Genomic DNA, 24,077 nt, shown 5'->3' with positions numbered 1-24,077 from the left:
CTTGCCATCTTTTTTCTAGTAGCTTCTCTCATAAAATACACCCCTTAAAACTCTATAAACATATCTTAACATAAGTAGATATCTATTTCTATTTAATATTAAAAATTAAGCCCTAGATAAACATCTAGGGCTTAATTTTCTATATTATTTCTACTTCAAATAAAATTCCATCTAAATATAAATTTAAATAATTACTTTTAAAATCATTTATAACTTTTACAGAAATATTATTTATTTTAGTTTTTGAAATCATATCTTTAAAGTATCTTTTTTTATCAGAATATAATTTTGAAACACTTCTATTGCTTATTTCTATTCTAATATTTTTTACTTCCTTTTGTTTTGTTACAATTTCAAATATTTTATCATTTAAAATACTTGATTCAACAAGTTCTCTAAATGCTGGATGGAATGGTCCTGCTATAACATCTTCTCCAGCTGTAATATTATCAGTTGCTTGAAGACCAACTCTTATAACATTAACATTTGCATCTATAAATAACTTATAACATTCTTTAGCTATATCAACACATTCATCTAAAGTGTATGGTGTATATAGACCATTATTATACATATACTCCATAGCAGTATCCTTTATAGTTAGTGTTGGGTATATTCTACAAATCTCGGGCTTCATAGCTATAGATTTTTTTGTAGTTTCAATATCTCTTTCTCTAGTATCACTAGGCAGACCAAGCATTATCTGATGACCTAAAGTAAAACCATAATCTTTAATAAGTTTTGATGCTACTTCAACTTGCCCTGCTGTATGACCTCTTGTAGATTTTATTAAAACTTCTTCATCTAAAGATTGAACTCCAAGTTCTATTATATCTACATTAAAGCTCTTTAAATGATCTAAGATATCTTTATCTATATAATCAGGTCTTGTAGACAGTCTAATATAGTCTATAGTCCCTTTTTCTTTATATTCTTTTGCAACAGATAGTAATCTTCTCTGTTTTGTTATATCAACAGCTGTAAATGTACCACCAAAGAAAGATATTTCAAGAGTTGTATCCTTCTCCATTTGTATTGTTTCTAAATACTCTTCAACCGTATCACGAACAAATTTTGCATTTACGCCATTTTCAAATTTAAATTTTGGTCCTTTAACTGCTTCCTCTGTTTCCTCACCTGTTATTCTTGCTTGATTACAAAATGCACAATCATGAGGACAACCTTCATGTGGAACAAATATCGGAATTATATAATGTCTTTTTCCCAATTTTTTTTATCCACCTCTTCTAATGCTTGTTTTGCAGAACTCTGCTCAGCTTCTTTTTTACTAAAACCTTCTCCGATTCCCATAACAGTTCCATTTATCTTAACATGTGTAAAGAAACATCTTCTGTGTGGTGGTCCTTCATGTCTTATAAGTTCATAATTTATATCAACTTCTCCGTTCTTTTGAAGAACTTCTTGAAGTCTAGTTTTAAAATCTAAAATTATCTCTTCATTTATTGCTTTACTTATAACATCACTAAAATGTTTTAAGATAAATTCTTTAGCAACTTCAATTCCTTTATCAAGATAAATCGATGCAATAAGTGCCTCAACACAATCTGCCTGTATAGAAATTCTTTCTCTACCACCAGTTAGCTCTTCACCTTTACTCATTCTTATTATCTTTCCAAGTTTCATATCTTTTGCTATTTCATAAAGAGAATTTTCACAAACTATTAAAGCTCTTATCTTTGTAAGTTCTCCCTCTGATTTATCTTTATAATTATTATATAAATGTTCTGTAACCGTTAATTGTAATACTGAATCTCCAAGAAACTCTAGTCTTTCATTATACTTTACATCTTTATATTGATTAGCAAACGAACTATGTGTAAGTGCTGTTATTAATAAGCCTTTATTTATAAACTCTACTCCAACCTTTTGTTCTAAATCTTTTATTGTTAAATCTTTCATTTGAACCTCACTCCTCAAGGTTTATTCTTCAGTTTGCCCGTGACAAATTCAAGAATAAACCTAATTACTTTTAAAATAAACAAAATCCCGCAATTTAGCGGGATTTACTTAATTTTCATTATGCGCCTTAATATACTCAACTACATCCCCAACTGTTGTAAAATCAGCAGCATCTTCATCTGGTATTTCCATCTCAAGCTCTTCTTCAAGAGACATAATAAGCTCAACTACATCTAAAGAATCCGCTCCTAAATCATCAACAAAAGTTGACTCCATAGTTAAACTTGATATCTCTACAGATAACTTTTCCGCTATTATTTCTTTAACTTTATCAAATATCATAAACTCACCTCCTATATTAACCTATATAGATATTATTATATATATTCCAATTCGTCAATATTACAACCTTAATAATTTTAATAAAATTATATTAATTTTCTATCTCTGATTTTATTTTCTCTATTAAATTATTGTTATAAAACTTTCTTGCTTGACCTATTGCATTTTTAAATGCCTTAGCATCTGAGCTTCCATGCGCTTTAATACAAATACCATTAACACCTAAAAATGGTGCTCCACCATATTCTTTATAATCCATCTTCTTTTTAAGTTTTTTGAATGTTCCTGAAAGGAATACTGCTCCAACCTTAGAAATAAATGAACTCATAATTTCTTCTTTTATCATAGTTAATATTGTTTTTGCTGTTCCTTCATACATTTTCAGTATTGTGTTACCAACAAACCCATCACAAACTAAAACTTCAATATCTCCTGTTGAAACATCTCTTGGCTCAACATTCCCTATAAAGTTAATATCGTCTTCTGCCTTTAATAGTTTATGTGCTTCTTTTGTAAGTTCATTACCTTTTTCTTCTTCTGCTCCAATGTTAACTAAACCAACTTTAGGATTTTCAGTACCTAAAACTGTTTTAAAATATATTTCTCCCATTTTAGCAAATTGAACTAAAAATTGTGCTTTTGAGTCAACATTTGCCCCAGCATCAATTATCATAAATGGACCATTTTTACCTGGCATAACCGGTGCAAGTGCTGGTCTTTTTATACCTTTAATTCTTCCAACAATTAAAGTAGACCCAGCTAGAAATGCGCCTGTGCTTCCTGCTGATAACACAGCATCACAGTCTCCACTTTTAACTAAGTTTAATGCTTTAACTAAACTTGAATCTTTTTTTTGCTTTAAAGCTCTTACTGGTTCTTCATTTGGTGATATAACTTCAGTAGCATTAACTACACTAATTCTACTCTTATCATATTCAAATTTAGATAATTCTTTTGAAATTTCATCTTCTTTACCTGAAATAACCATATGAATATCAGAAAATTCTTTTAATGCTTGTATACATCCTTGAATTTCTGCACTTGGCGAGTTATCAGAACCCATTGCATCAATTGCTATTCTCATTATTTCCACCCCTTTTTATTTTATATAAATATAAAAGAAAAGAAAGTCCAAAGACTTTCTTTATTATTCTGCAGTTACTGCAATTATTTCTTTACCGTTATAATTCCCACAACTCTTACATACTCTGTGTGGCACTTTCATTTCTCCACAGTTAGGGCATGCTACTATTGTAGGTGCACTTAACTTATAAGTTTGAGCTCTTCTAGAATCTCTTTTAGATTTTGACATCTTTCTTGTTGGATTTCCCATTGATTACACCTCCTTATTGATCGAACAAATTCTTAAGCATTTCAAATCTAATATCTATATTTGAATCATCACATTGGCACTTATGTAGGTTTAAATCAGCACCGCAATTTTGACATAAGCCTTTGCATTGTTCTTCACAAATTCTTTTTATAGGTAAGGTTGAAATTACATTACTTACTATCGCATCAGAGATATCAATGCTATCTCCTTCTACTAAAGCAATAGATTCATCTTCTTTTAAATTATTTGAAAACTTTTCATCAATATCAGTTATAACATCAAATGAAAAATTATTCAAGCATCTTGAACATTCTAATTCTAGCTTAGCTGTAATATTACCACCTAAAGTGATAATTTCATCTGCTATTATAGCTGTTCCTTTGAATGTAATTGCTTCTAATACTTTAATTTCTTCACCTTGAAGATTTATAGTATCTTCATTAACTATAAGATCTATAGGTTTTCTTATTTCCTTTTTTGTACTTAAATCTGTAAAGTTTAATTCCATAAGATTCGGTGACTAATCACCCTCACACTCCTAAATCATTATAGTAACGTGTAAATAACACAAGTATTATTATATAAACTTACCCTTTAAAAGTCAAGTCATTTTAGAACTTTTTATTTAACAAGTTCTAAAGTATCAATAGCTATCATAAGTTCTTCATTTGTTGGAACTACTAATATTTTAACTCTTGAACTTCCTTTACCAATATCTGCAAGTTTACCTCTTACTTTATTTTTTTCATGATCAAGTTCAATCCCTAAGAACTCTAACCCATCTGTAATTACATCTCTCTCATCACATGAATTTTCTCCAACCCCTGCTGTGAATACTAAGACATCAATTCCAGCCATTGCAACAGCACAGCTTCCTATAAACTGTTTAACTTTATAACGGAATATCTCAAGTGCAAGAATAGCTCTTGCATTACCTTCTGCCGCAGCAGTTTCTATATCTCTAAAGTCACTACTTACTCCAGAAATTCCAAATACTCCAGATTCTTTATTCATTATTCTTGTTACCTCTTGTGCTGTATACCCAAGTTCTTCTATTAAATAAGTAACAACTGCTGGGTCTATACTTCCACATCTAGTTCCCATCACAAGCCCATCAAGTGGTGTGAATCCCATAGTTGTTTCTATACATATACCATTTTTAATAGCTGATATACTTGATCCATTTCCTAAATGACATGTTACAATTTTTAAATCTTTCATATCTTTACCTATAAATTCTGCTGCTTTAGCTGAAACATATTTGTGAGATGTTCCATGGAAACCATACTTTCTAATATTATGCTTCTCATATAATTCATATGGAAGTGCATATACAAAAGCTTTCTTAGGCATTGTTTGGTGGAATGCAGTATCAAATACTACAACCATTGGAATATTTGGCATTAAATCTTTACAAGCTTCTATCCCAATTATATTAGGTGGATTATGAAGTGGTGCAAGTTTTGCAAACTCTTCTAAGTCTTTCATAACTTCATCATTTACTAAAACAGAACTAGCATATTTTTCTCCACCATGTACAACTCTATGACCAACCGCATTAATTTCATCTAATGACTTTATTACGCCTGTTTCTTTTCTCACTAATGCATCAAGTGCAACTTGTATTGCATCTTCATGATTTTTCATTTCTTTTTCAACTATATATTTTTCCCTTCCATCAACTTTTTGAGTAAGAATAGATCCCTTAATTCCTATTCTCTCAACTACACCTGAGGCTAAAACTTCTTTCTTTGCCATTTCGATTAATTGATATTTTAATGATGAGCTCCCACAGTTTACTACTAATATATTCATATTATTCCTCCTTAAACTTTTGTTTCTTTAAATTTTACCCTTATTTAATCATTAGATTGTGCTTGAACAGCTGTCAATGCTACAACATTAACTATATCATCAGAACTACAGCCCCTTGATAAATCATTTATAGGTTTTGCAAATCCTTGACAAACTGGTCCTATTGCATCTGCATTTGCAAATCTTTGAACTAATTTATATCCTATATTTCCTGCTTGTAGATCTGGGAAAACTAAAACATTAGCTTTTCCTGCCACCTTACTATTAGGAGCTTTTTGACTAGCAACACTTGGAACTATTGCAGCGTCTAATTGTAATTCTCCATCTATATCAAGGTCAGGTCTTAGATTTTTCGCTATTTCTGTTGCTTCTCTAACCTTTGAAACTAACTGATGGTCAGCACTTCCCATTGTTGAGAATGATAACATTGCTACTTTTGGTGCAATCTTGCATAATTTCTTAGCTGTATCAGCTGTAGCTATTGCTATTGCCGCTAAATCACTAGCTGAAGGATTTGGATTTACTGCGCAATCTGCAAATAATAGCAGTCCCTCTTCCCCATATTTTGAATTTGGCACCATCATAATAAAGAAACTTGAAACTACTGATACACCAGGAGCTGTCTTTATTATTTGAAGACCTGGTCTTAAAAGATCTCCTGTTGTGTGTATAGCACCTGATACCATTCCATCTGCATCATCAAGCTTTACCATCATTGTTGCAAAATATAATGGGTCTCTAACAATCATGTTTGATTTTTCTATAGTCATACCTTTATTTTTTCTTAAATTATAAAAAGCCTCTACATAAGACTCAAGCTTATCTGATTTATTAGGATCTTCTATTTTAATTCCATCTAAATTAACATTTAATTTTTTTGCTTTATTCTCTATACTGTCTTTATCTCCAACTAATATTACCTTAGCTAGTTTTTGTTCTGTTATTTTCTGAGCAGCTACTAAAGTTCTCTCTTCATCACCTTCTGGTAATACTATTCTCTTGTTATTAGTTTTTGCTGCTTCCCAAATTTGCTTCATAAGTTGCATTTTAATTTCTCCTTCCATAAATAGAAACGATTAGTAAATTTTCTAACCACAACATCTTTTGGATCCTGTACCCTTATAATATCATAAAAAAAACCACATTCATTAAAAAAAGTAAATTAAAAATAATCTGAAAATTTTGATTTTTTACTACTTTGACTTTATTACTTATTTATAGTAATCTAGTAAAAAAAAAATTAATTATTTATTAATATTAAAGGGTGATGAAAAATGAAAATAAGTGGCATAATAACTGAATATAATCCTTTTCATTTAGGACATAACTTCCATTTGAACAATTGTAAAATTGATACAAATCCAGATGGTGTAGTTTGTGTTATGAGTGGTAATTTTGTTCAAAGAGGTTTTCCCTCTATAACTGATAAATGGTCTAGGGCTGAAATGGCTATTAAATCTGGAGTTGACCTTGTTATAGAACTTCCAACATTATTTGCTGTATCTTCAGCTGAATTTTTTTCATTTGGAGCTATTTCTATACTCGATAGCCTAAACATTGTAGATAATATTTATTTCGGCTCTGAATTTGGAAATATAGATCTTATACTAACAATAGCTAAAATCCTTGCATTTGAACCAAATGAATTTAAATTATATCTCAAAGAAAATCTTTCACTTGGTATTACATTCCCTAGTGCTAGAGCTAACGCTCTTAATACCTATATAGAAAATCATCTTGACTTAACTATTGACCCCACCATCTTACAAGATTTTTTAAATAGTTCTAATAATATTCTTGGTATAGAATATTGTAAAATCCTTTTAAGATTAAACAGTAGTATAAAGCCAGTTACACTCAAACGAGAAGGCTCAAATTATAATGATGTAACTACTGAAGAGAATAAATTTGCTTCTGCTACTGCTATTCGCGAGTTTATACAAAATGATAAATCACTTAATTCTACTAAAGCATTATTGCCAAATGAAACTTATAATATACTTAATTCAAAAAAAGATTTTGCTGATTCCTCTTTAATGTTTAGTTATATTAAATATATTTTATTACTAAAACCAGATATAGCAAATAATATTAAAGATACAAACGAAGGTCTTGGTAATAAAATTCTCAAAGAAATTCAAACTTCTATTTCTCTTGAGGACCTTATCAGCAAATGCAAAAGCAAACGTTACACACATACTCGAATTTCTAGAGTACTTTGTTTAATTTTTCTTGGAATAGATAAAGAACTTCAATGTTTACTTTATGAAAGACCAAAATATATAAGAATATTAGGTCTTAATCAAACTGGAGCTAAAATCCTAAAAGAAATTAAGAAAAATTCTGATATAGAAATAATAACTAAAGTTCCAAAGAAAATTACTGATGAACTATTAAAACTTGATATAAAGGCAACAAATCTTTACTCTCTATTAAATACAGATTTAAAACTTAATAGTGATTACTTGAAAAGTCCCTTTATTTTGAAAAATTAATCAAAATAAATATCAAAAGAAATTATAATATGTAAACTTAATTAATATAAATACTATATAAGCTAGGAGGGGTATAGCATGTATAGTATTTTTTTATTAATAACTTTAACACTTATATTAATTATATTCTTAACTTTAATTTTTCAAAATAAGTTTAATTACATATTTTCTCTTATTTTAAGTTTATTTATTATTTATCTTATAATAAATCCTGTAATATCTATAAATTCTGCTATTGATGGATTAACTATTTTTATGAAATCTATATTTCCGACACTTTTGCCATTTTTATTTTGTTGTAACATGCTTATTTATACAAATGCCATAAATTTATATAATAAACTCTTTGGATTTTTATTTTCAAAACTATTTTATTTATCACAAAACTCTTCGTTTGCAGTGATTTCAAGCTACCTTTGTGGTTATCCTATTGGCGCTAAATATTCTACTACACTATTTGAAAATAAAAAAATAACAAAATCTGAATTTTCAAGGTTAATCTCAATTGCTTCTAATGCTAGTCCTTTATTTTTAACATCAGTAGTTGCTACTTCAATGCTTAATAATCATAAGCTTGGCTATTTACTTCTTATAAGTTCTTATTTTTCTTCTTTGATTATCGCTTTATTTCTAATAAAAAAAGAAGATAGCTCACGTATTATTTCTAATAGTTCACTACCTTCTAACATATATTCTTTTGGAGAGTCTATCAAACAATCTATTGAAGATTCTATGCTAACTCTAATTAATCTTTGTGGCTATATAGTAATATTTTCTATACTTATTGGTATATTACAAGACTCAATAATATTTAATAATACTCTAAATATATTATCTAATCTTTTTGGTATCCCTAGTGATATACTAACTAGCTTTTCTCTAGGTCTACTAGAGCTTACAAACGGTTGTAAACTAATTAGCACCCTAGATATAGCTCTAAGTACAAAACTTTGTATAATATCATTTTTAGCCTCATTTGGTGGGTTATCAATAATAACCCAAACATTCAGTTTTTTCTCAAAACATAAAATATCATTTAAAAAATACTTCTTCCTTAAATTTCTTCAAGGATTAATCTCTGCTACTTTAATGTTTTTCTTATGTAAAGTCTTTTTTAAACTATAGGAGCTTCTAGCTCTTTTGCATTTTCTCTAAGCATATTTTTTGTTTTTTCCATATCCTCAGTTATATTTTCTGCAAATCCTTCTATATTAGACCTCATATTCTCTAAAAGACCTGCTGTCATAACATCAATTTGCTTTTCAAGACTCAGTAAAAGGTCATTTGCATATTCTCTTGCATATACCCTTATTTGTCTTGACTCTTCTGACGCTTGTGATTTGATAACTTCAGCCCTTTGATGTGCATCTCTTACTATGTCATGATTTGTAATCTGACTTTCTATAATGTCAATACTTTCTCTTCTAGCACTACTAAGTCTAACCTCAGCTTCTTTTAACATATCATTTTTCTTACTTACAATATTTTGTGCAAGTCTAACTTCCTGCGGATACATATTTATAACATCATGAAGCTTTTCTAAAACTTCTTTCTTATCAACCATAACTTTACCTGACATCGGAACCTTAGTACCTCTTTCTATCATCTCATAAACTAACTCAACTAACTCTAAAGTCTCAAAACCTTCTGTATTATTTTTCATTTTGCTCCCCCTACACCATAGAAATTTTCTCTAATATTTTTTTCTCTGTAACATCATTAACCATAAAGCTTATATCTCCACCAAATCTTGCAATTTGTTTAACAGCAGATGAACTTATAGATGAGTATTTCGGTATCGAAACTAAATACATAGTTTCACACTCACTATCTAAAACCTTATTTAAATTATCCATTTGCATTTCATAATTAAAATCAGTAGAATTTCTAAGCCCTTTTAAAACAACTAAATTTTCTTCACCTCTTACAAGGTCAACTAATAATCCTGAAAAACTAATAATCTCTACATTATCAAATTCTTTTGTAGCTTCTTTTAAAAGTTCAACTCTTTCATCTATAGTAAATAAACCCTTTTTATCAATATTCACAAGAACTGAAACAGTCAACTTATCAAAATTTTTAGCACCTCTTCTTATAATATCAAGATGCCCTTTTGTAACTGGATCAAAGCTTCCTGGATAAATAGCTTTCCTCATAAAATCCCCCTACTTCTCTAGTCTATATAAATTAACTATTGTTTTTCCATATTTTTTACTTCTAAATAATTTTATGTTTTTTGACCCTTCGTATATATCTTCAGTAATATCAATCTTACTAACTATAATTCCATCCTCATGAAGCATATTATTTTCATCAATAATTCTCATAGCCTCTGGTATTAAGTTTAATAAGTAAGGTGGGTCTATAAAGATTAGGTCAAAAACTTTTCCTTTTGCATTTAATGATTTTAAAGCCATATATGCATCCATATTTAATGATGTACATGTATCTTCAAACTTTAAATCTTCTATATTCTTCTTTAAAAGAGGATAAGTTACTGGACTTTTATCTACTAAATAACATTCTTTAGCACCTCTACTAGCTGCTTCAAGTCCTAGACTTCCTGTCCCTGCAAATACATCTACAACAACTGCATCTGGAACATATGACTGTATTATATTAAAAATAGATTCTTTTACTCTATCTAGCGTTGGTCTTGTTTCTAAAGTCGCTGGTGAAAGTATTTTTTTTCCTCTTGCTTTTCCTGAAATTATTCTCATTAAATTTCCTCCTAAGTATTATCTTAAATTATATTTTACCATACACACTATCCTCATACAATTCTAACTTAGTTAAAACATATGTAAGTTCTACTTCTTTCTAAGTTTTTAGACACCTCTCTACATATTTTTTTACTTTTTTCGCTATTATCTGATACTATTATTTTCGCTTCATTGTTCGCACACTTTAGCATTTTTGTATCTTCTGCCATATTTGCTAAAATAAATTCTTCTTCACCATGCTGCCTTGTACCAAAAAGTTCCCCTGCCCCTCTAAGTTTTAGGTCCTCTTCAGATATATAAAAACCATCACTGCTCTCTACCATAATCTCCATTCTTCTTTTAGTTGTCTCACTTTTAGTATTTGCAACTAATATACAATAAGACTTATCTTCCCCTCTACCAACCCTACCTCTTAATTGATGTAGCTGTGCAAGTCCAAACCTCTCAGCATTTTCAATAATCATAACAGTTGCATTTGGTACATTCACCCCAACCTCTATAACTGTAGTTGAAACTATAAGTTTAGTTTTATTTTCCTTAAACCTATTTATTATCTCTTCCTTCTCTTTCCCCTTCATTTTTCCATGAAGTATCTCTATATCAACATCCCTAAAAATATCAGATTTTAATTCATCATAAACTTGCTCAACTGAATTAAGCTCTAACTTTTCATTCTCTTCTATGAGTGGTGAAACTATATAAACCTGTCTTCCTTTTGCAATTTCCTCATAAGCAAACTTATATGCTTTATTTCTTTCTTTAACCTCAATAAGTCTTGTATCTATTTCTTTTCTCCCTGGTGGCATTTCATCAATTGAAGAAATATCTAAATCACTATATAAATATAAAGATAAAGTTCTTGGAATAGGTGTTGCTGTCATCACTAAAGTATCAGCTACTTTATTTTTATTAACAAGCCTACTTCTTTGCTCTACTCCAAATCTATGTTGCTCATCTGTTACTACAAACCCCATATTAGTAAACTCAACATCCTCTTGTATAAGTGCGTGTGTTCCCACAACTAAAACTGGAACTCCACTTTTTATTTTTTCTTTTATTCTCTTCTTCTCTTTCAAACTTGTACTTCCTGTTAAAAGTTCCATATCAACATCAAACTCTGAAAGAAACTTCTCTGCTTCTTTCAAATGTTGTATAGCAAGTATTTCTGTTGGAGCCATAAGTGCACATTGATATCCATTTTTATAAGCATTAAACAAAGTAATTAATGCAACAAGTGTTTTCCCACTACCTACATCACCTTGTACAAGTCTATTCATTGGAGTATTACTTTTTTGATCTATTAAAATTTCCCTAACAGTTCTTGTCTGTGCTCCTGTTAATGGAAATGGTAATTTACTTTTAAGCTCCGTAAGTTCTTTTACAATTTTAAATTCTATTCCATTAGACCTTTCTTTAATTTCTTTACGCATCATGACAATCTTCATAGAATATGTAAATAATTCCTGATATTTAAGTCTTGTAATAGCCTCTTTAAGTGTATTTCTATCTATAGGAAAATGTATATTTCTTATAGCTTTATCAAGAGAACAAAGATTATATTTTTTAATCATCTCACTTGGTAAATTATCACTAATCTCAATTTCAGATAATATATTATTTATATACTTAACAAGTACCTTACTATTTAAATCACCTTTGAGAGGATATATAGGCATTATCTCACTCTTTTTGGCTTCAATACAGGCTACTATAGGATTTAAGATTTCCATCCTCTCACCCTTCTTTTTAAAGTTTCCCATGAGGTTATATTCTTTTCCAACAAAAAAAGTTTTAGCTACATATGGCTGATTAAACCATTTAGCTACTAAAGCTAAATTACCATACCTAAATCTTATAGTTGTAAGTGTCTTACCTGTCTTTGTTCTAATACTTCCTTCTACTGCTACAACAATACATGGCAATACCGCTTTTTCTTTTTCAAAATCAGTATTCAAATCTAATTCACTATGTAAAAAATCATAATCTCTTGGAAAATATAAAAGTAAATCTAAAATAGTAAATATACCACATCTATTTAATTTTTCTTTAACTACTGGCCCTATCCCCTTAACTATTGAAATCTCACTATAAATATCCATATATCCTCCTTGTATATAAATTATTCTTTCTTGTTATATAAAAAAAGAAGCGGACAAAGCCGCTTCTCATCTATTCAACTGACATTATAAAGTAATATAAAGGTTGGTTACCTTTATAGCATTGTATGTCAAAATCTTCATATTTTTCTTCTAAACTGCTTACTAATTCTTCAACTTTTTCTTCTTCACTATCTTCTCCATAGAATATAGTGATAAGTTCTGAATCTTCATCAATCATTTTTTCAATTAAAGTAGCAGCAACATCATAAACTGAATCACCAACTTCCTTAATCTTACCTTCTATAAGACCAAGAATATTACCTTCTTTAATATCAATTCCATCCATTTCAGTATCTCTAACTGCATAAGTTACAGATGCTGATTTAACATTCCCCATAGTTTCTTTAAGTTCTGCTTCATTAGCTTCAACATCAGCTTCTGGGTTAAACATTGTTATCCCTGTAATTCCTTGTGGAACTGTTGTTGTAGGTATAACTCTGATATCCTTATCTGAAACTTCTGCTGCTTGATTAGCAGCCATTATTATATTCTTATTATTAGGAAGTATAAATATATGTTCTGCATTTATTTTATCAACAGCATCAAGTATATCCTGTGTACTTGGATTCATAGTTTGACCACCTTCTATAACATAGTCAACACCTAAATCTTTAAATATATCAGTCATTCCTGATCCCATTGCAACTGCAACAAACCCATATTTTTTTGCTTCTGCTTCTTCTTCAACATGTGAAATAGCAGCACTTTCTTCTGTCATTGCAAGAATTTCTCTGTGTTCTTCCTTCATATTATCTATTTTAATATTTGAAAGTTCACCAATTTGAACTGCTAAAGCTAAAACTCTACCTGGATCATTAGTATGGATATGTGTTTTTATAACATCTTCATATCCTACAACTATCATAGAATCACCAAGGTTCTCTATACTAGCTTTAAAGCCATCAGCTTTCGCTGCATCACCTTTTATTATGAACTCAGTACAATAAGCAAATTTAATATCTTCTTCATTTATAGTTTCTTGTGCAGATCTTGCAGCTATTCCTGAAGAAGCTCTACCCTCTGTTATTTCTTCTATTTTAAGTCCATTTTGTAATGACTCAAGCATACCTTCTAATATAATTAAAAGTCCCATTCCGCCTGAATCAACTACGCCTGCTTTCTTTAAAGCTGGTAGCATATCTGGTGTTTTATCAAGCATAACTTTACAAGCCTTATTCACTTCTACAAGTAAACTTTCTATATCAGTAGCTACTGATTGACTTGCTGTTTCTCCTGCTGCTCTAATTATAGTTAAAATAGTTCCCTCAGTAGGTCTCATAACAGCTTTATAAGCTGATTTTGCTCCCTCTTCTAAAGCTTTAACAAAATCTTCTGCCTTAGCTTCTTTAGCACCTTCAAAACCTTTAGACATTCCTCTTAAGATTTGTGAAAGTATAACACCTGAGTTCCCTCTTGCTCCCATTAATGCACCTTTAGCAAGTTTTTTTGAAACTTCTTCAATAGTTCCATTTTTAATAGCTGCAATTTCTTTAGCAGCTGCTTTAAATGTCATTGACATATTAGTTCCTGTATCTCCATCTGGTACTGGAAATACGTTCAGTGAGTTAACATATTCACTTTGAGATTCTAATCTATTAGATGCATTTTGCACCATAGCATAAAACTGTTCCCCACTTATTTTATTATATTTCATTATATTTTACCTCCTAGACTCTTACCGCTTGAACATTAACTGTTATAGCCGATACTTGTAAGCCCGTATAATTTTCAACATTATATTTTACCTTTTGTATAATATTGTTTGCTATTACTGATATTTTTGTGCCATATTCAACCATTATAAAAAGTTCTATAGCTAGTTTATCATCGTTATGTGTTATCTTAACCCCTTTTGAAAGGTTTTCTATTTTCATAAGTTCCCAAAGTCCCTCTGTGGCACTTCTTGAAACCATCCCAACAACTCCATAACATTCCATTGTTGATAATCCTATTATTTTTGATAACACTTCATTTGCATAGGTTATTTGTCCTTGCTCATTTGAATATCCAATCATGATGACTCCTCCTCAACTATTCCATATATTATATTTTATAATAAATGATAATATTATTCAAGATTTATTATTTATTATTAAGTTTACCTATATTATAGTAAATTACAAGTTTTTTTTATTAATTTTATATTTTACTTGCAAAAACATTATCCTTTATGCTAGAATAGTATTTGTCCTATTGAAGATTTATCTTCATATGAAGGAGGTGTTTTACATGGCAAGAAAGTGCGACATATGTGATAAAGGTGTAATAGCTGGTAACCAGTTCAGTCACTCACATAGACACTCAAGAAGAACTTGGGCTCCTAACGTTAAAAAAATAAAAGCAATCGTTAAAGGAACACCTAAGACAATAACAGTTTGTACTAGATGTATGAGATCTGGTAAGGTTCAAAGAGCTGTATAGTTTTTTGATAAAAATGCAATTGTGAAAGCAATTGCATTTTTCTGTTTAAATAGATTTATTAAATCAAAAAAGGCAGTTAAGTTTAAAACTTAACTGCCTTTTTATTAGCTATGTATTTAGCTTATTTTTGTTTTTTGATCATTTTTATAATTTTACCAATAAATTTCGGAAGTTTTATTACTGTTATTTTCACTATCATCACCCTTTTATAATTAAACTTATTATATATTATGCAACAGATAGTGAAAATGTTCCTATTCTTTAGAATATATAACTAATAATTTTCCAAATTTAAATGAAACATCCATTTTCCCACCTATAAACTCATTAGAATTACATAAACTTTCAAATGGATCTAAATCATAATCTTCTAATTCATACTTAGCATTTTTAATATTTAGCCCTTTTACAGTTTCACCAAATGGATAAAATGATATTACTTCATTCTTTTCACCATCTAACAAAACTTTTTTATCAACTAAAAATATTTTACTATTTTTATCAATTATATATGCTCTTACATTATTTTTTAAGCATCTATCTAAAAGACCTAAATTACCAAGCATATGATCAACTCTTCCACCTGTCATTCCAAGCATTATTATTTCTGTTGCCTGAAGCTTAAATGCAAGTCTAATTGCTATATCTGAATCCGTATAATCTTTTTCACTTGGATAAATATATTTTTCTAAGTTTTTTATCCTATCATTATACTTTTCAGAAATAGAATCAAAATCACCAACTACATAATCTGGTTTCAGATTGTTATCTATAAAAACTTCCGCCCCTTTATCTATTGCAATTGTTTTATCAGAGCAATTTAAGTATTTATTTAATAAATCTATATCTGGTCTATCTCCAGCTGCAACTAAAAGGACTCTCATTATATACTAGCTCTTAATGCTTTTATATTTTCTTCTATCTTATCACCATTAAATACAGCCGAACCTGCAACAACGACATTTGCTCCTGCTTTTGCAACTTTAGCTATATTAGCTATGCCTACTCCACCATCTACTTGTATAAGTATATCTGGATTACCAGCTTTTATAGCCAGCTCTTTAACTTCTTTAATTTTATCTAAAGAATATTCTATAAAGCTTTGTCCTCCAAACCCTGGGTTAACTGACATAATAAGAACCATGTCCAGATTTCCTATAACATACTTTAAAACATCAACAGGTGTTGCTGGATTAAGAGAAACTCCTGCCTTTATATTCTTACTCTTAATATATGATATAGCTCTATCAAGATGTCTTTCTGCTTCATAATGTATTGTTAAAATATCTGCTCCTGCATTTACAAAATCATCAATATACTTTGATGGTTCTTCTATCATAAGGTGAACATCAAATATCATCTTACAATCATTTCTAAGTGCTTTCATCACAGGGAACCCAAAACTTATATTTGGAACAAATCTTCCATCCATTACATCAATATGTAAGAATTCAGCTCCTGCATTTTCTACTCTTGTAACTTGATCTCCTAAAACTCTAAAATCTGCTGATAAAATTGACGGTGCTATTTTCACCATTTATCTCACTCTCCCATTAAGTATTTCTTCTAATCTCTTTATATAAAAATCATATCTTAATTTGTCGATATTTCCAAGTTCTATATTATCCTTTATAGCACATTTAGGTTCTTTATAATGGTTACAGCCTCTATATTTACACCCATCATGATATTTTGTAAATTCAGGGAAGCAAAATTTTAAATCATCCTTATCCATAAAACTTAAATCTACAGTTGAAAATCCTGGAGTATCCACAAGGTATCCATCTTCTATTTCTATAAGTTCACTATGTCTTGTTGTATGTTTACCTCTACCTATCTTTAGACTAAGTTCACCTGTTTCCATATACTCTCTATTGATAAGCGTATTTGATAATGTAGATTTACCTGCACCTGATGGTCCACATAAAACAGTTATATGTCCTTGTATCATTTCTTTTAATTTTTCTAAACCAATACCATCTTTAGCATTTATAAATAATACTTGGTATCCTATTGCTTTTATAGATTCTGCTATTCTCTCTCTTTCTTCTACACTACATAAATCTTCTTTATTCAAACAAACAATAGCTTCTATATCATTATGCTCACATAATACTAAGAATCTATTTAATAAATCAAATTGAATATCTGGACTTTTTAAAGCAAATACGACAAATGCTCTTGTAACATTAGCAACTGTTGGTCTTATAAGTTCTGAGCTTCTTTCATGAATCTCTTCAATTACACCTTTTCCATTTTCAACATTTATATCAACTAAATCTCCAACCATAGGCTTCATATTTTTATGTCTAAATTTCCCTCTAGCCTTACATTCTATTATATCTGTATCAGTTTTTATATAATAAAAACCACCTATTCCTTTTATTATTCTACCTTCCATAATTCCTCCACTTCTTTTGTTTTTACGCATTTTATTTTTTCTCTTATCTTATAATAAACAAAACATGACACAAAAAGCAAGAAATCCAAGAATAAATTCTTGGATTTCTTTAAATTTTATTAAGTTCCTATATTTATTGTTGAACCTTTTGGTGCTGGTCTACCAGCTACCCACGTTTGACTTTTTACAGTTGCTCCCGAACCATTAACATATACCTTTAGCCCAAGTGCCTCAAGCGTACTCTTCGCACTTGCAGTACTTTGACCTACAACATTCGGAATCATTACCTCTGTTGCATTTGGATCTACTGTTGGTGTAACAGGTTTTTCAGGTTCTGGTTTTACATCTGGATTTTCTGGTGTTGGTGGAACTGGTACATCAGGTTTTTCACCTTCCTTAAAGTTATCATAATATGTTATTGTAATAACTGTTCCTTCTTTCACTGTATATCCCACTGGATTTTGTTCATATACCAATCCATTCTTAGTAGCATCACTAGCTTCTAATCCTTTTGTAGCTTTAACTGAAAATCCTAAACCTTCTAAAATATTAGTTGCATCTGCTAGAGATTTCTGTTCAACATTTGGTATCTCCACTGTTTTAACTTCTTTTCCCTTACTAACTATTAAATCTATAGCCGTCCCCTCTGCAACTTCATTTCCTGTTGCTGGATATGTTCTAATAACCTGCCCTTTTGCTATATTATCACTATACATTTGTGTAACTTCTCCAACTTCAAGACCTAAATCTTCTACAGTTCTTGTAGCTGCATTTTTACTCATAGCTTGTAAATCTGGAATGTTTATAGTTTTAACACCTTTACTAATATATAACTTAACAGTGTCACCACTAGGAATACTAGTGTTCATCGCAGGTTCTGTTTTAAAAACAGTTCCAGCATTTACTGTATTATTATTTTCTAATATTTGTTCGAATTTCAGCCCAAGTTCACTAAGTCTAGCCGTTGCATCTTTAACTGTTGAACCAGTTAAGTCTGGAAGTTCTACATTTGCTACCTGTTCTTGATTTGTATTAGAATTATTTCCACCATCACTTCTACTAGCAGCTTTTATACCTATAAATGCACCACCAACAATTACTAAGACAGCTACTAGTGCAACAACAAATCCTGTCCTACTTTTACTAACAGTCTTAGGCTTAGTTACTTTTTTCTTTGCCTCTCTATTATCATACTCTTCATAATCATCATCTTCATAATCATCATCTTCATATATATCATTTGAATCCATCAAATTCTCATCAATAATAAAATCCTCAGCATCCCTATTTATTATAGTAGTTTTATCTAAATCAACAGGATTTAAAATTCTAGTATATTGATCTTCATCCACTTGACCTTTTAATGTCTTATTTGGATTATCCTTTATACTATCTAAATCTGTCGTAACTTCTTTAGCCGTACTATATCTTCTATCTGGATCTTTTTCTAAACACCTTAAAATTAAATTATTTAAACTACTTGGAATCTTATTATTTAAATTTACTGGTGGAACTACTGGTTCTTGTATATGTTTTAATGCTACTGTAACAGGTGTATCACCATCAAACGGCACTTGCCCAGTAAGCATTTCATACATTACAACACCAAGTGAATATATATCTGTTTTAAAGTCCATATACCCACCTTTAGCTTGCTCTGGTGAAAAATAATGTGCTGATCCTATTATTGTATTAGTATGTGCAATTGTTGAAGAATCCATAGATTTTGCTATTCCAAAATCAGTAACTTTTACAGTTCCATCAGATGTAACCAATATATTATGTGGCTTTATATCTCTATGAACTATATTATTCTTATGAGCACATTCTAGCGCTGTACTAACTTTTATAGCAACCCTTATAGCAACATCTACTGGTAGTTGACCTTTTTCTATTATTATATCCTTTAAAGTTTTACCCTCTATAAATTCCATAACAATATAATTTATCCCATCTTCTGAACCAACATCAAAAACATTTACTATATTGGGATTAGAAAGCATGGCTACTGCCATCGCTTCAGCTTTAAACTTTTTTATTATTTGGTCATTTTCCTTAAATGTATCTTTAAGTATTTTAAGGGCAACGGCTCTATTAAGTTTTAAATCTGTCGCTTTATAAACAACAGCCATCCCGCCTTCTCCAGCTTTTCCTATAAGCTTATATCTATCTCCTAATACTTTATACTCCATACTAATTCTCTCCTCCAAAAACAAGAACTGTTATATTATCTTTTCCACCTGCAGTTTTAGCCATATCAACTAATCTATTACTTGATATTTTTATGTCATCAGTTCCTTTTATCTCATTAAAAATATCATTTTCACTAACTTCATTGCTAAGCCCATCAGTGCATAACATTAAATACTTGTAAACATTTTTTGGAACAGTAAATTGATCTACTTCAACTCTTATATTAGTTCCTACAGCTCTTGTTATTATATTTTTCCTTGGATGATTCCTAGCTTCTTCCACACTTATACTACCAGCATCCAATAACTCTTGTACTAATGAATGATCTTTTGTTATTTTATCAATACACTCCGTATCAATCCCATAACAAACACTATCACCTATATTTATCACTCTTATACATTCATCTGTTACAAAAGCTGCTGCTATAGTAGTCCCCATCCCCGAAAGATTATTTGCCCTTTTAGAGTGTATATATATATCATAATTAACTTCAGCTACTGCTTCTATTAATATTTCACTATCTGCTATTTCACCATAATTTTCTTCCACAAATTTAATTAAGCCCTCAACTGCCATTTTACTTGCTACTTCTCCAGCATTATGACCACCCATACCATCTGCAACAATAAATAATTTATACTTTCCACTTAATTGGTAATCTCCATAATCCTCATTAATTTGTCTAACATTTCCTATATCAGTTACAAATCCCACCATAAATAAACCATTCTCCTTTTAGGCCTCTTTATTTTTTTCTATATGACTTCTTCTAAGTTGCCCACAAGCTGCATCAATGTCAGCACCTTTTTCTTGTCTTATAGTTGCCTCTACCCCATACGAATCTAAAACTCCTCTAAATAATTCTATATCTTCTTTAGATGGCTTTTTAAAATCATTTTCTTTTATTTCATTTACTGGTATTAAATTAACATGACAAAGCATCCCTTTTAATAAATTCCCTAGAGCATTTGCAATGTCAACATTATCATTTATACCTTTTAATAATGCATATTCAAACGTAACTCTTCTATTAGTTTTTTCAATATAGTACCTACATGCATCAAGTAACTCTTTTATAGAATACTTATTTGCTATTGGCATTATTTGCTTTCTACTTTCATCCGTCACTGAGTGAAGTGAAATAGCTAGCCCAACTTGCATTTCTTTATCAGCCATATCTTTAATTCTAGGTACAATTCCACAAGTTGATAATGTAATGTGTCTTTGTCCTATATTAAGACCGTAGTCTGCATTTACAAGTTCTAAAAACTTCATAACCTCATCATAATTATCAAGTGGCTCTCCACTTCCCATTAAAACAATATTTGAAATTCTCTCACCTAAAAGTTTAGTAGCCACTATAACTTGTGCAAGTATTTCACCTGATGATAAGTTTCTAATTCTTCCATCTATAGTTGAAGCACAGAATTTACATCCCATTCTACATCCAACTTGTGTTGTTACACATATTGTGTTTCCATGTTTATGCTTCATAACAACACATTCAATTATATTTTCATCCGCAAGTGTAAGTAAATACTTTCTTGTTCCATCTGTCATTGATTTAAAGTTACCAATAACCTCTGGATATTCTAGATAAAAATCTTTATTTAACTTTTGTTTTGTACTCTCTGGTAAGTTTTTCATATCATCAAAGCTATCTTTATCTTTATATATCCAATCAAAAACTTGCTTTGCACGAAATTTACTCTCACCATTTTCCCCCATCCAAGTTTGTAACTCTTTAAGGTTCATACATAATATATCTTTCATTTTTAATCCTCCATTAGTTTTTCTTTAGTTTTACCATGAAGAAACCGTCCATATATTCATTTGGTAATATAGTAACACTTCCATCACCATTATATATGATATTATCATTTTGACCAATAAATACCTTTTCTACACTAGCGTCTTTATTTCTACCCATGAATCTTTCTATTACATCTTCATTTTCTCTTTTATTTAAAGTACAAGTTGAATAAACAAGTTCTCCACCAGTCTTTAAATATTCCCAGGCATTATTTAAAATCTGTATTTGTGTTCTAGCTATTTGTTGTAGTTCTCTACCATTTTTAGTCCATTTTATTTCTGGTTTCTTTCTTATGATTCCAAGACCTGAACATGGAACATCAAGTAGTATCTTATCAGCAAAGTTAATATACTTACCGTTAAGTTTAACTGCATCCATAATTCCCATTTCTATATTTGTAATTCCAAGTCTATCTATATTTTCTTGTATAAGTCTTAATTTATGCTCATATATATCAAATGCATGAACTTCCCCTGTATTCATTAAAAGTTCACTTAAATGAGTAGCTTTACCCCCTGGCGCACTACATAAATCCATTACTACATCCCCTTCTTTAGGATCTAATAATGGAGCTACAAGCATTGCACTCTCATCTTGAACTGTTATTAATCCTTGTTGATATAGTTCATTTCTTTCTATTGAGCTTCCTTTTCTGATTGTTATAGCTTCTGGGCATATATATCCCTCTTCTACATCATATCCTTGCTCTTCTAAAGTTTCTAAAACATCATCATAATCAGCTTTAAGGCTATTAACTCTAACTGTAACTGCTGGTCTTTCATTAAAACCTGCAAGCATTTTTGTAGTTGTTTCAAGTCCATACTGCCCAACTAAAAGGTCTATCATCCATTTTTCAAATGAATATTCATAAGCTAGTTTTTGTGTTCCTGATAGTCTACCTTCAAACTTCTTATCTTTATTTCTTAGATAGTTTCTTAAAACTCCATTTACAAAACTACTTAAGTTTTTTGCTCTTTCTTTTGATAAGTTTACAGCTTCGTTTACTATAGCATAATCTGGAACTCTATCTAAGTATCTCATTTGATATATAGCACTTCTTAATATGTTAAGTACATTTTTATCTATAGAGTCTATTGATTTAACAAAACTCTCTAATATTATATCTATTGTTTTTTTGTACTTTATAGTACCATAAACAACTTCTGTTACAAGTCCTTTGTCATTTGCTTCTGCAACTATGTTATTTAATCTTTTGTTTAACTCAATATTAGAGTATGCTCCTCTATAAAAAACTTCATCTAATATCTCTACAATTACTTTTCTCATATTCATAATTTTTACCTCTATTCTTAATTTTATTGTTTTACCAACTAAAATATTCTTCCTTTTTATTATGTAACTATAAGTTTTTATACTACACTTACTTATATTAGTATAACATATCTTTTATTTAAAATTAATATAAGCTATTATCTCTAAGACTTATATTAATTTTAAAGTTTATTAAACTAATTTTGTGTTTAACTCAATAGTATTTCCATTTAAGAAATCCTGTACTTTTAATGGCTTAGCATTTGGCATTTGAAGTTTTTTAATTATTAAAATCCCATTGCCTGTTGCTACTTGTATTCCTATTTTACTAGCTTCTATAATTGTTCCTGCTGCTGCATCTGAATTTTCTTCTATATAATCACTTTCATGAATCTTTATTACTTTATCTCCAAGACTTGTTGTTGCCATTGGCCAAGAGTTAAGACCTCTTATGTGATTATGAATCTCCTGTGCTGATTTTGACCAATCAATTTTAGCCATTTCTTTATTAAGCATTGATGCATATGTACTCTCATCATCATTTTGCTTTATTGGTGTTATTTCATTTTTAATCATTTTATTAATAGTTTCAACTAAAAGTCCTGCTCCTGAACCTTTAAGCTCTTCATACAAATCGCTAGCTGTCATAAATCTTGTTATTTCAACTTTATTTGTTAAAAGCATATCACCTGTATCAAGACCTACATCCATAAGCATTGTTGTATTTCCGGCGAATTTCTCACCATTTATTACACTCCACTGTATTGGTGCTGCACCTCTATACTTTGGAAGTAATGAACCATGTAAGTTTATACAAGCATACTTTGGTATTTCTAAAACCTCTTTTGGAAGTATTTGTCCAAATGCTACTACTATAATAAAATCTGGTTTCATTTCTTTAAGTTTTGCAACTGCTTCTGGTTCTTTTCTTAAGCTTTCTGGTTGAAACACCTCAATATTGTGTTCAAGTGCAAGTTCTTTTACTGGTGTTATAGATAATTTTTTCCCTCTACCTTTTGGTCTATCTGGCTGTGTGTATACTGCCTTTACTCCAAATTCATCTATTAGTGCTTTTAATGATGGTACTGCAAAATCTGGTGTACCCATAAATACTATATTCATATTTTTTCCTCCTATGATATCAGATAATTATATTTTTTTAATTATTAAAGTTTATTTTCCTAAAA

General features: G+C 30.0%; 25 protein-coding genes. 3 read left to right on the top strand and 22 right to left on the bottom strand.

Features of this window, described 5'->3' with window-relative positions; translation table 11 throughout:
- Nucleotides 1-139 precede the first annotated feature (139 nt).
- The 8 genes from Q0V15_RS00900 to pta all read right to left on the bottom strand — a co-directional run bounded on the left by Q0V15_RS00900 (nt 140) and on the right by pta (nt 6,456).
- A complete protein-coding gene (locus tag Q0V15_RS00900; protein WP_297435108.1) occupies nt 140-1,228 on the bottom strand; it encodes an elongator complex protein 3 in 1,089 nt (362 codons plus the stop codon).
- Nucleotides 1,207-1,920 carry a ribonuclease III gene (gene rnc / locus Q0V15_RS00895; protein ID WP_297435107.1) on the bottom strand — a complete coding sequence of 238 codons (714 nt, stop codon included), beginning with the start codon at nt 1,918-1,920 and terminating at the stop codon, nt 1,207-1,209. Before rnc ends, Q0V15_RS00900 begins: the two co-directional genes overlap by 22 nt.
- 108 nt (nt 1,921-2,028) lie before the next feature.
- The gene (gene acpP / locus Q0V15_RS00890; protein WP_297435127.1) at nt 2,029-2,259 is read right to left on the bottom strand and encodes an acyl carrier protein; all 231 of its coding nucleotides are present in this window, start codon (nt 2,257-2,259) and stop codon (nt 2,029-2,031) included.
- Nucleotides 2,260-2,353: 94 nt separating this feature from the next.
- Entirely contained in the window at nt 2,354-3,346 is a 993-nt protein-coding gene (gene plsX / locus Q0V15_RS00885; RefSeq protein ID WP_297435106.1) for a phosphate acyltransferase PlsX, read from the bottom strand.
- 63 nt (nt 3,347-3,409) lie between these two features.
- Nucleotides 3,410-3,595, bottom strand: coding sequence for a 50S ribosomal protein L32 (gene rpmF / locus Q0V15_RS00880; RefSeq protein WP_297435105.1), 186 nt, complete (start codon nt 3,593-3,595; stop codon nt 3,410-3,412).
- A gap of 13 nt (nt 3,596-3,608) precedes the next feature.
- Nucleotides 3,609-4,103 carry a DUF177 domain-containing protein gene (locus Q0V15_RS00875; RefSeq protein WP_297435104.1) on the bottom strand — a complete coding sequence of 165 codons (495 nt, stop codon included), beginning with the start codon at nt 4,101-4,103 and terminating at the stop codon, nt 3,609-3,611.
- Nucleotides 4,104-4,216: 113 nt separating this feature from the next.
- Nucleotides 4,217-5,410, bottom strand: coding sequence for an acetate kinase (locus Q0V15_RS00870; RefSeq protein ID WP_297435103.1), 1,194 nt, complete (start codon nt 5,408-5,410; stop codon nt 4,217-4,219).
- 44 nt (nt 5,411-5,454) lie between these two features.
- Nucleotides 5,455-6,456, bottom strand: coding sequence for a phosphate acetyltransferase (pta, locus tag Q0V15_RS00865; RefSeq protein WP_297435102.1), 1,002 nt, complete (start codon nt 6,454-6,456; stop codon nt 5,455-5,457).
- A 228-nt stretch (nt 6,457-6,684) separates the two neighbouring features.
- On the opposite strand from pta, the gene Q0V15_RS00860 reads away from it, so the two are divergent.
- Both Q0V15_RS00860 and ylbJ read left to right on the top strand, forming a co-directional pair.
- Complete coding sequence (locus Q0V15_RS00860; RefSeq protein WP_297435101.1) at nt 6,685-7,905, top strand: nucleotidyltransferase; 1,221 nt, start codon at nt 6,685-6,687, stop codon at nt 7,903-7,905.
- Between the two features lie 78 nt (nt 7,906-7,983).
- A complete protein-coding gene (gene ylbJ, locus Q0V15_RS00855) occupies nt 7,984-9,030 on the top strand; it encodes a sporulation integral membrane protein YlbJ (RefSeq protein ID WP_297435100.1) in 1,047 nt (348 codons plus the stop codon).
- Here the strand turns inward: ylbJ and Q0V15_RS00850 are convergent.
- From Q0V15_RS00850 to Q0V15_RS00825, 6 genes are all read right to left on the bottom strand, one after another.
- A complete protein-coding gene (locus Q0V15_RS00850) occupies nt 9,020-9,568 on the bottom strand; it encodes a hypothetical protein (protein ID WP_297435099.1) in 549 nt (182 codons plus the stop codon). The two genes, ylbJ and Q0V15_RS00850, sit on opposite strands and share 11 nt — an antisense overlap.
- Before the next feature lie 10 nt (nt 9,569-9,578).
- Entirely contained in the window at nt 9,579-10,061 is a 483-nt protein-coding gene (coaD, locus tag Q0V15_RS00845) for a pantetheine-phosphate adenylyltransferase (RefSeq protein ID WP_297435098.1), read from the bottom strand.
- 9 nt (nt 10,062-10,070) lie between these two features.
- On the bottom strand, nt 10,071-10,625 hold the full coding sequence (gene rsmD, locus Q0V15_RS00840) for a 16S rRNA (guanine(966)-N(2))-methyltransferase RsmD (protein ID WP_297435097.1): 555 nt from the start codon (nt 10,623-10,625) through the stop codon (nt 10,071-10,073).
- A gap of 68 nt (nt 10,626-10,693) precedes the next feature.
- Complete coding sequence (gene recG, locus Q0V15_RS00835; protein WP_297435096.1) at nt 10,694-12,727, bottom strand: ATP-dependent DNA helicase RecG; 2,034 nt, start codon at nt 12,725-12,727, stop codon at nt 10,694-10,696.
- Nucleotides 12,728-12,797: 70 nt separating this feature from the next.
- A complete protein-coding gene (locus Q0V15_RS00830; RefSeq protein WP_297435095.1) occupies nt 12,798-14,441 on the bottom strand; it encodes a DAK2 domain-containing protein in 1,644 nt (547 codons plus the stop codon).
- A 13-nt stretch (nt 14,442-14,454) separates the two neighbouring features.
- Nucleotides 14,455-14,802 carry an Asp23/Gls24 family envelope stress response protein gene (locus Q0V15_RS00825; protein ID WP_297435094.1) on the bottom strand — a complete coding sequence of 116 codons (348 nt, stop codon included), beginning with the start codon at nt 14,800-14,802 and terminating at the stop codon, nt 14,455-14,457.
- 214 nt (nt 14,803-15,016) lie between these two features.
- Here Q0V15_RS00825 and rpmB point away from each other — a divergent pair, with 214 nt between their 5' ends.
- Nucleotides 15,017-15,208, top strand: a complete 192-nt coding sequence (gene rpmB, locus Q0V15_RS00820) for a 50S ribosomal protein L28 (RefSeq protein WP_297435093.1) — start codon at nt 15,017-15,019, stop codon at nt 15,206-15,208.
- Nucleotides 15,209-15,462: 254 nt separating this feature from the next.
- Here rpmB and Q0V15_RS00815 read toward each other — a convergent pair whose 3' ends face one another.
- The 8 genes from Q0V15_RS00815 to fmt form a co-directional block, all read right to left on the bottom strand.
- Entirely contained in the window at nt 15,463-16,092 is a 630-nt protein-coding gene (locus Q0V15_RS00815; RefSeq protein WP_297435092.1) for a thiamine diphosphokinase, read from the bottom strand.
- Complete coding sequence (gene rpe / locus Q0V15_RS00810) at nt 16,092-16,745, bottom strand: ribulose-phosphate 3-epimerase (RefSeq protein WP_297435091.1); 654 nt, start codon at nt 16,743-16,745, stop codon at nt 16,092-16,094. Before rpe ends, Q0V15_RS00815 begins: the two co-directional genes overlap by 1 nt.
- Nucleotides 16,746-17,609: a ribosome small subunit-dependent GTPase A gene (rsgA, locus tag Q0V15_RS00805; RefSeq protein ID WP_297435126.1), complete on the bottom strand. Its 864-nt coding sequence runs from the start codon at nt 17,607-17,609 to the stop codon at nt 16,746-16,748. It abuts the gene before it with no gap.
- Between the two features lie 119 nt (nt 17,610-17,728).
- The gene (gene pknB / locus Q0V15_RS00800; protein WP_297435090.1) at nt 17,729-19,801 is read right to left on the bottom strand and encodes a Stk1 family PASTA domain-containing Ser/Thr kinase; all 2,073 of its coding nucleotides are present in this window, start codon (nt 19,799-19,801) and stop codon (nt 17,729-17,731) included.
- A 1-nt stretch (nt 19,802) separates the two neighbouring features.
- On the bottom strand, nt 19,803-20,522 hold the full coding sequence (locus Q0V15_RS00795) for a Stp1/IreP family PP2C-type Ser/Thr phosphatase (RefSeq protein ID WP_297435089.1): 720 nt from the start codon (nt 20,520-20,522) through the stop codon (nt 19,803-19,805).
- An 18-nt stretch (nt 20,523-20,540) separates the two neighbouring features.
- A complete protein-coding gene (rlmN, locus tag Q0V15_RS00790) occupies nt 20,541-21,578 on the bottom strand; it encodes a 23S rRNA (adenine(2503)-C(2))-methyltransferase RlmN (protein WP_297435088.1) in 1,038 nt (345 codons plus the stop codon).
- A gap of 13 nt (nt 21,579-21,591) precedes the next feature.
- Complete coding sequence (rsmB, locus tag Q0V15_RS00785; RefSeq protein ID WP_297435087.1) at nt 21,592-22,911, bottom strand: 16S rRNA (cytosine(967)-C(5))-methyltransferase RsmB; 1,320 nt, start codon at nt 22,909-22,911, stop codon at nt 21,592-21,594.
- A gap of 171 nt (nt 22,912-23,082) precedes the next feature.
- Entirely contained in the window at nt 23,083-24,012 is a 930-nt protein-coding gene (fmt, locus tag Q0V15_RS00780; protein WP_297435086.1) for a methionyl-tRNA formyltransferase, read from the bottom strand.
- Nucleotides 24,013-24,077: the final 65 nt, after the last annotated feature.

Origin of the sequence: uncultured Clostridium sp. (assembly GCF_947036855.1) — a bacterium.
Lineage (GTDB): Bacteria > Bacillota > Clostridia > Clostridiales > Clostridiaceae > Sarcina.
This window is presented reverse-complemented; position numbering and strand designations above follow the sequence as displayed.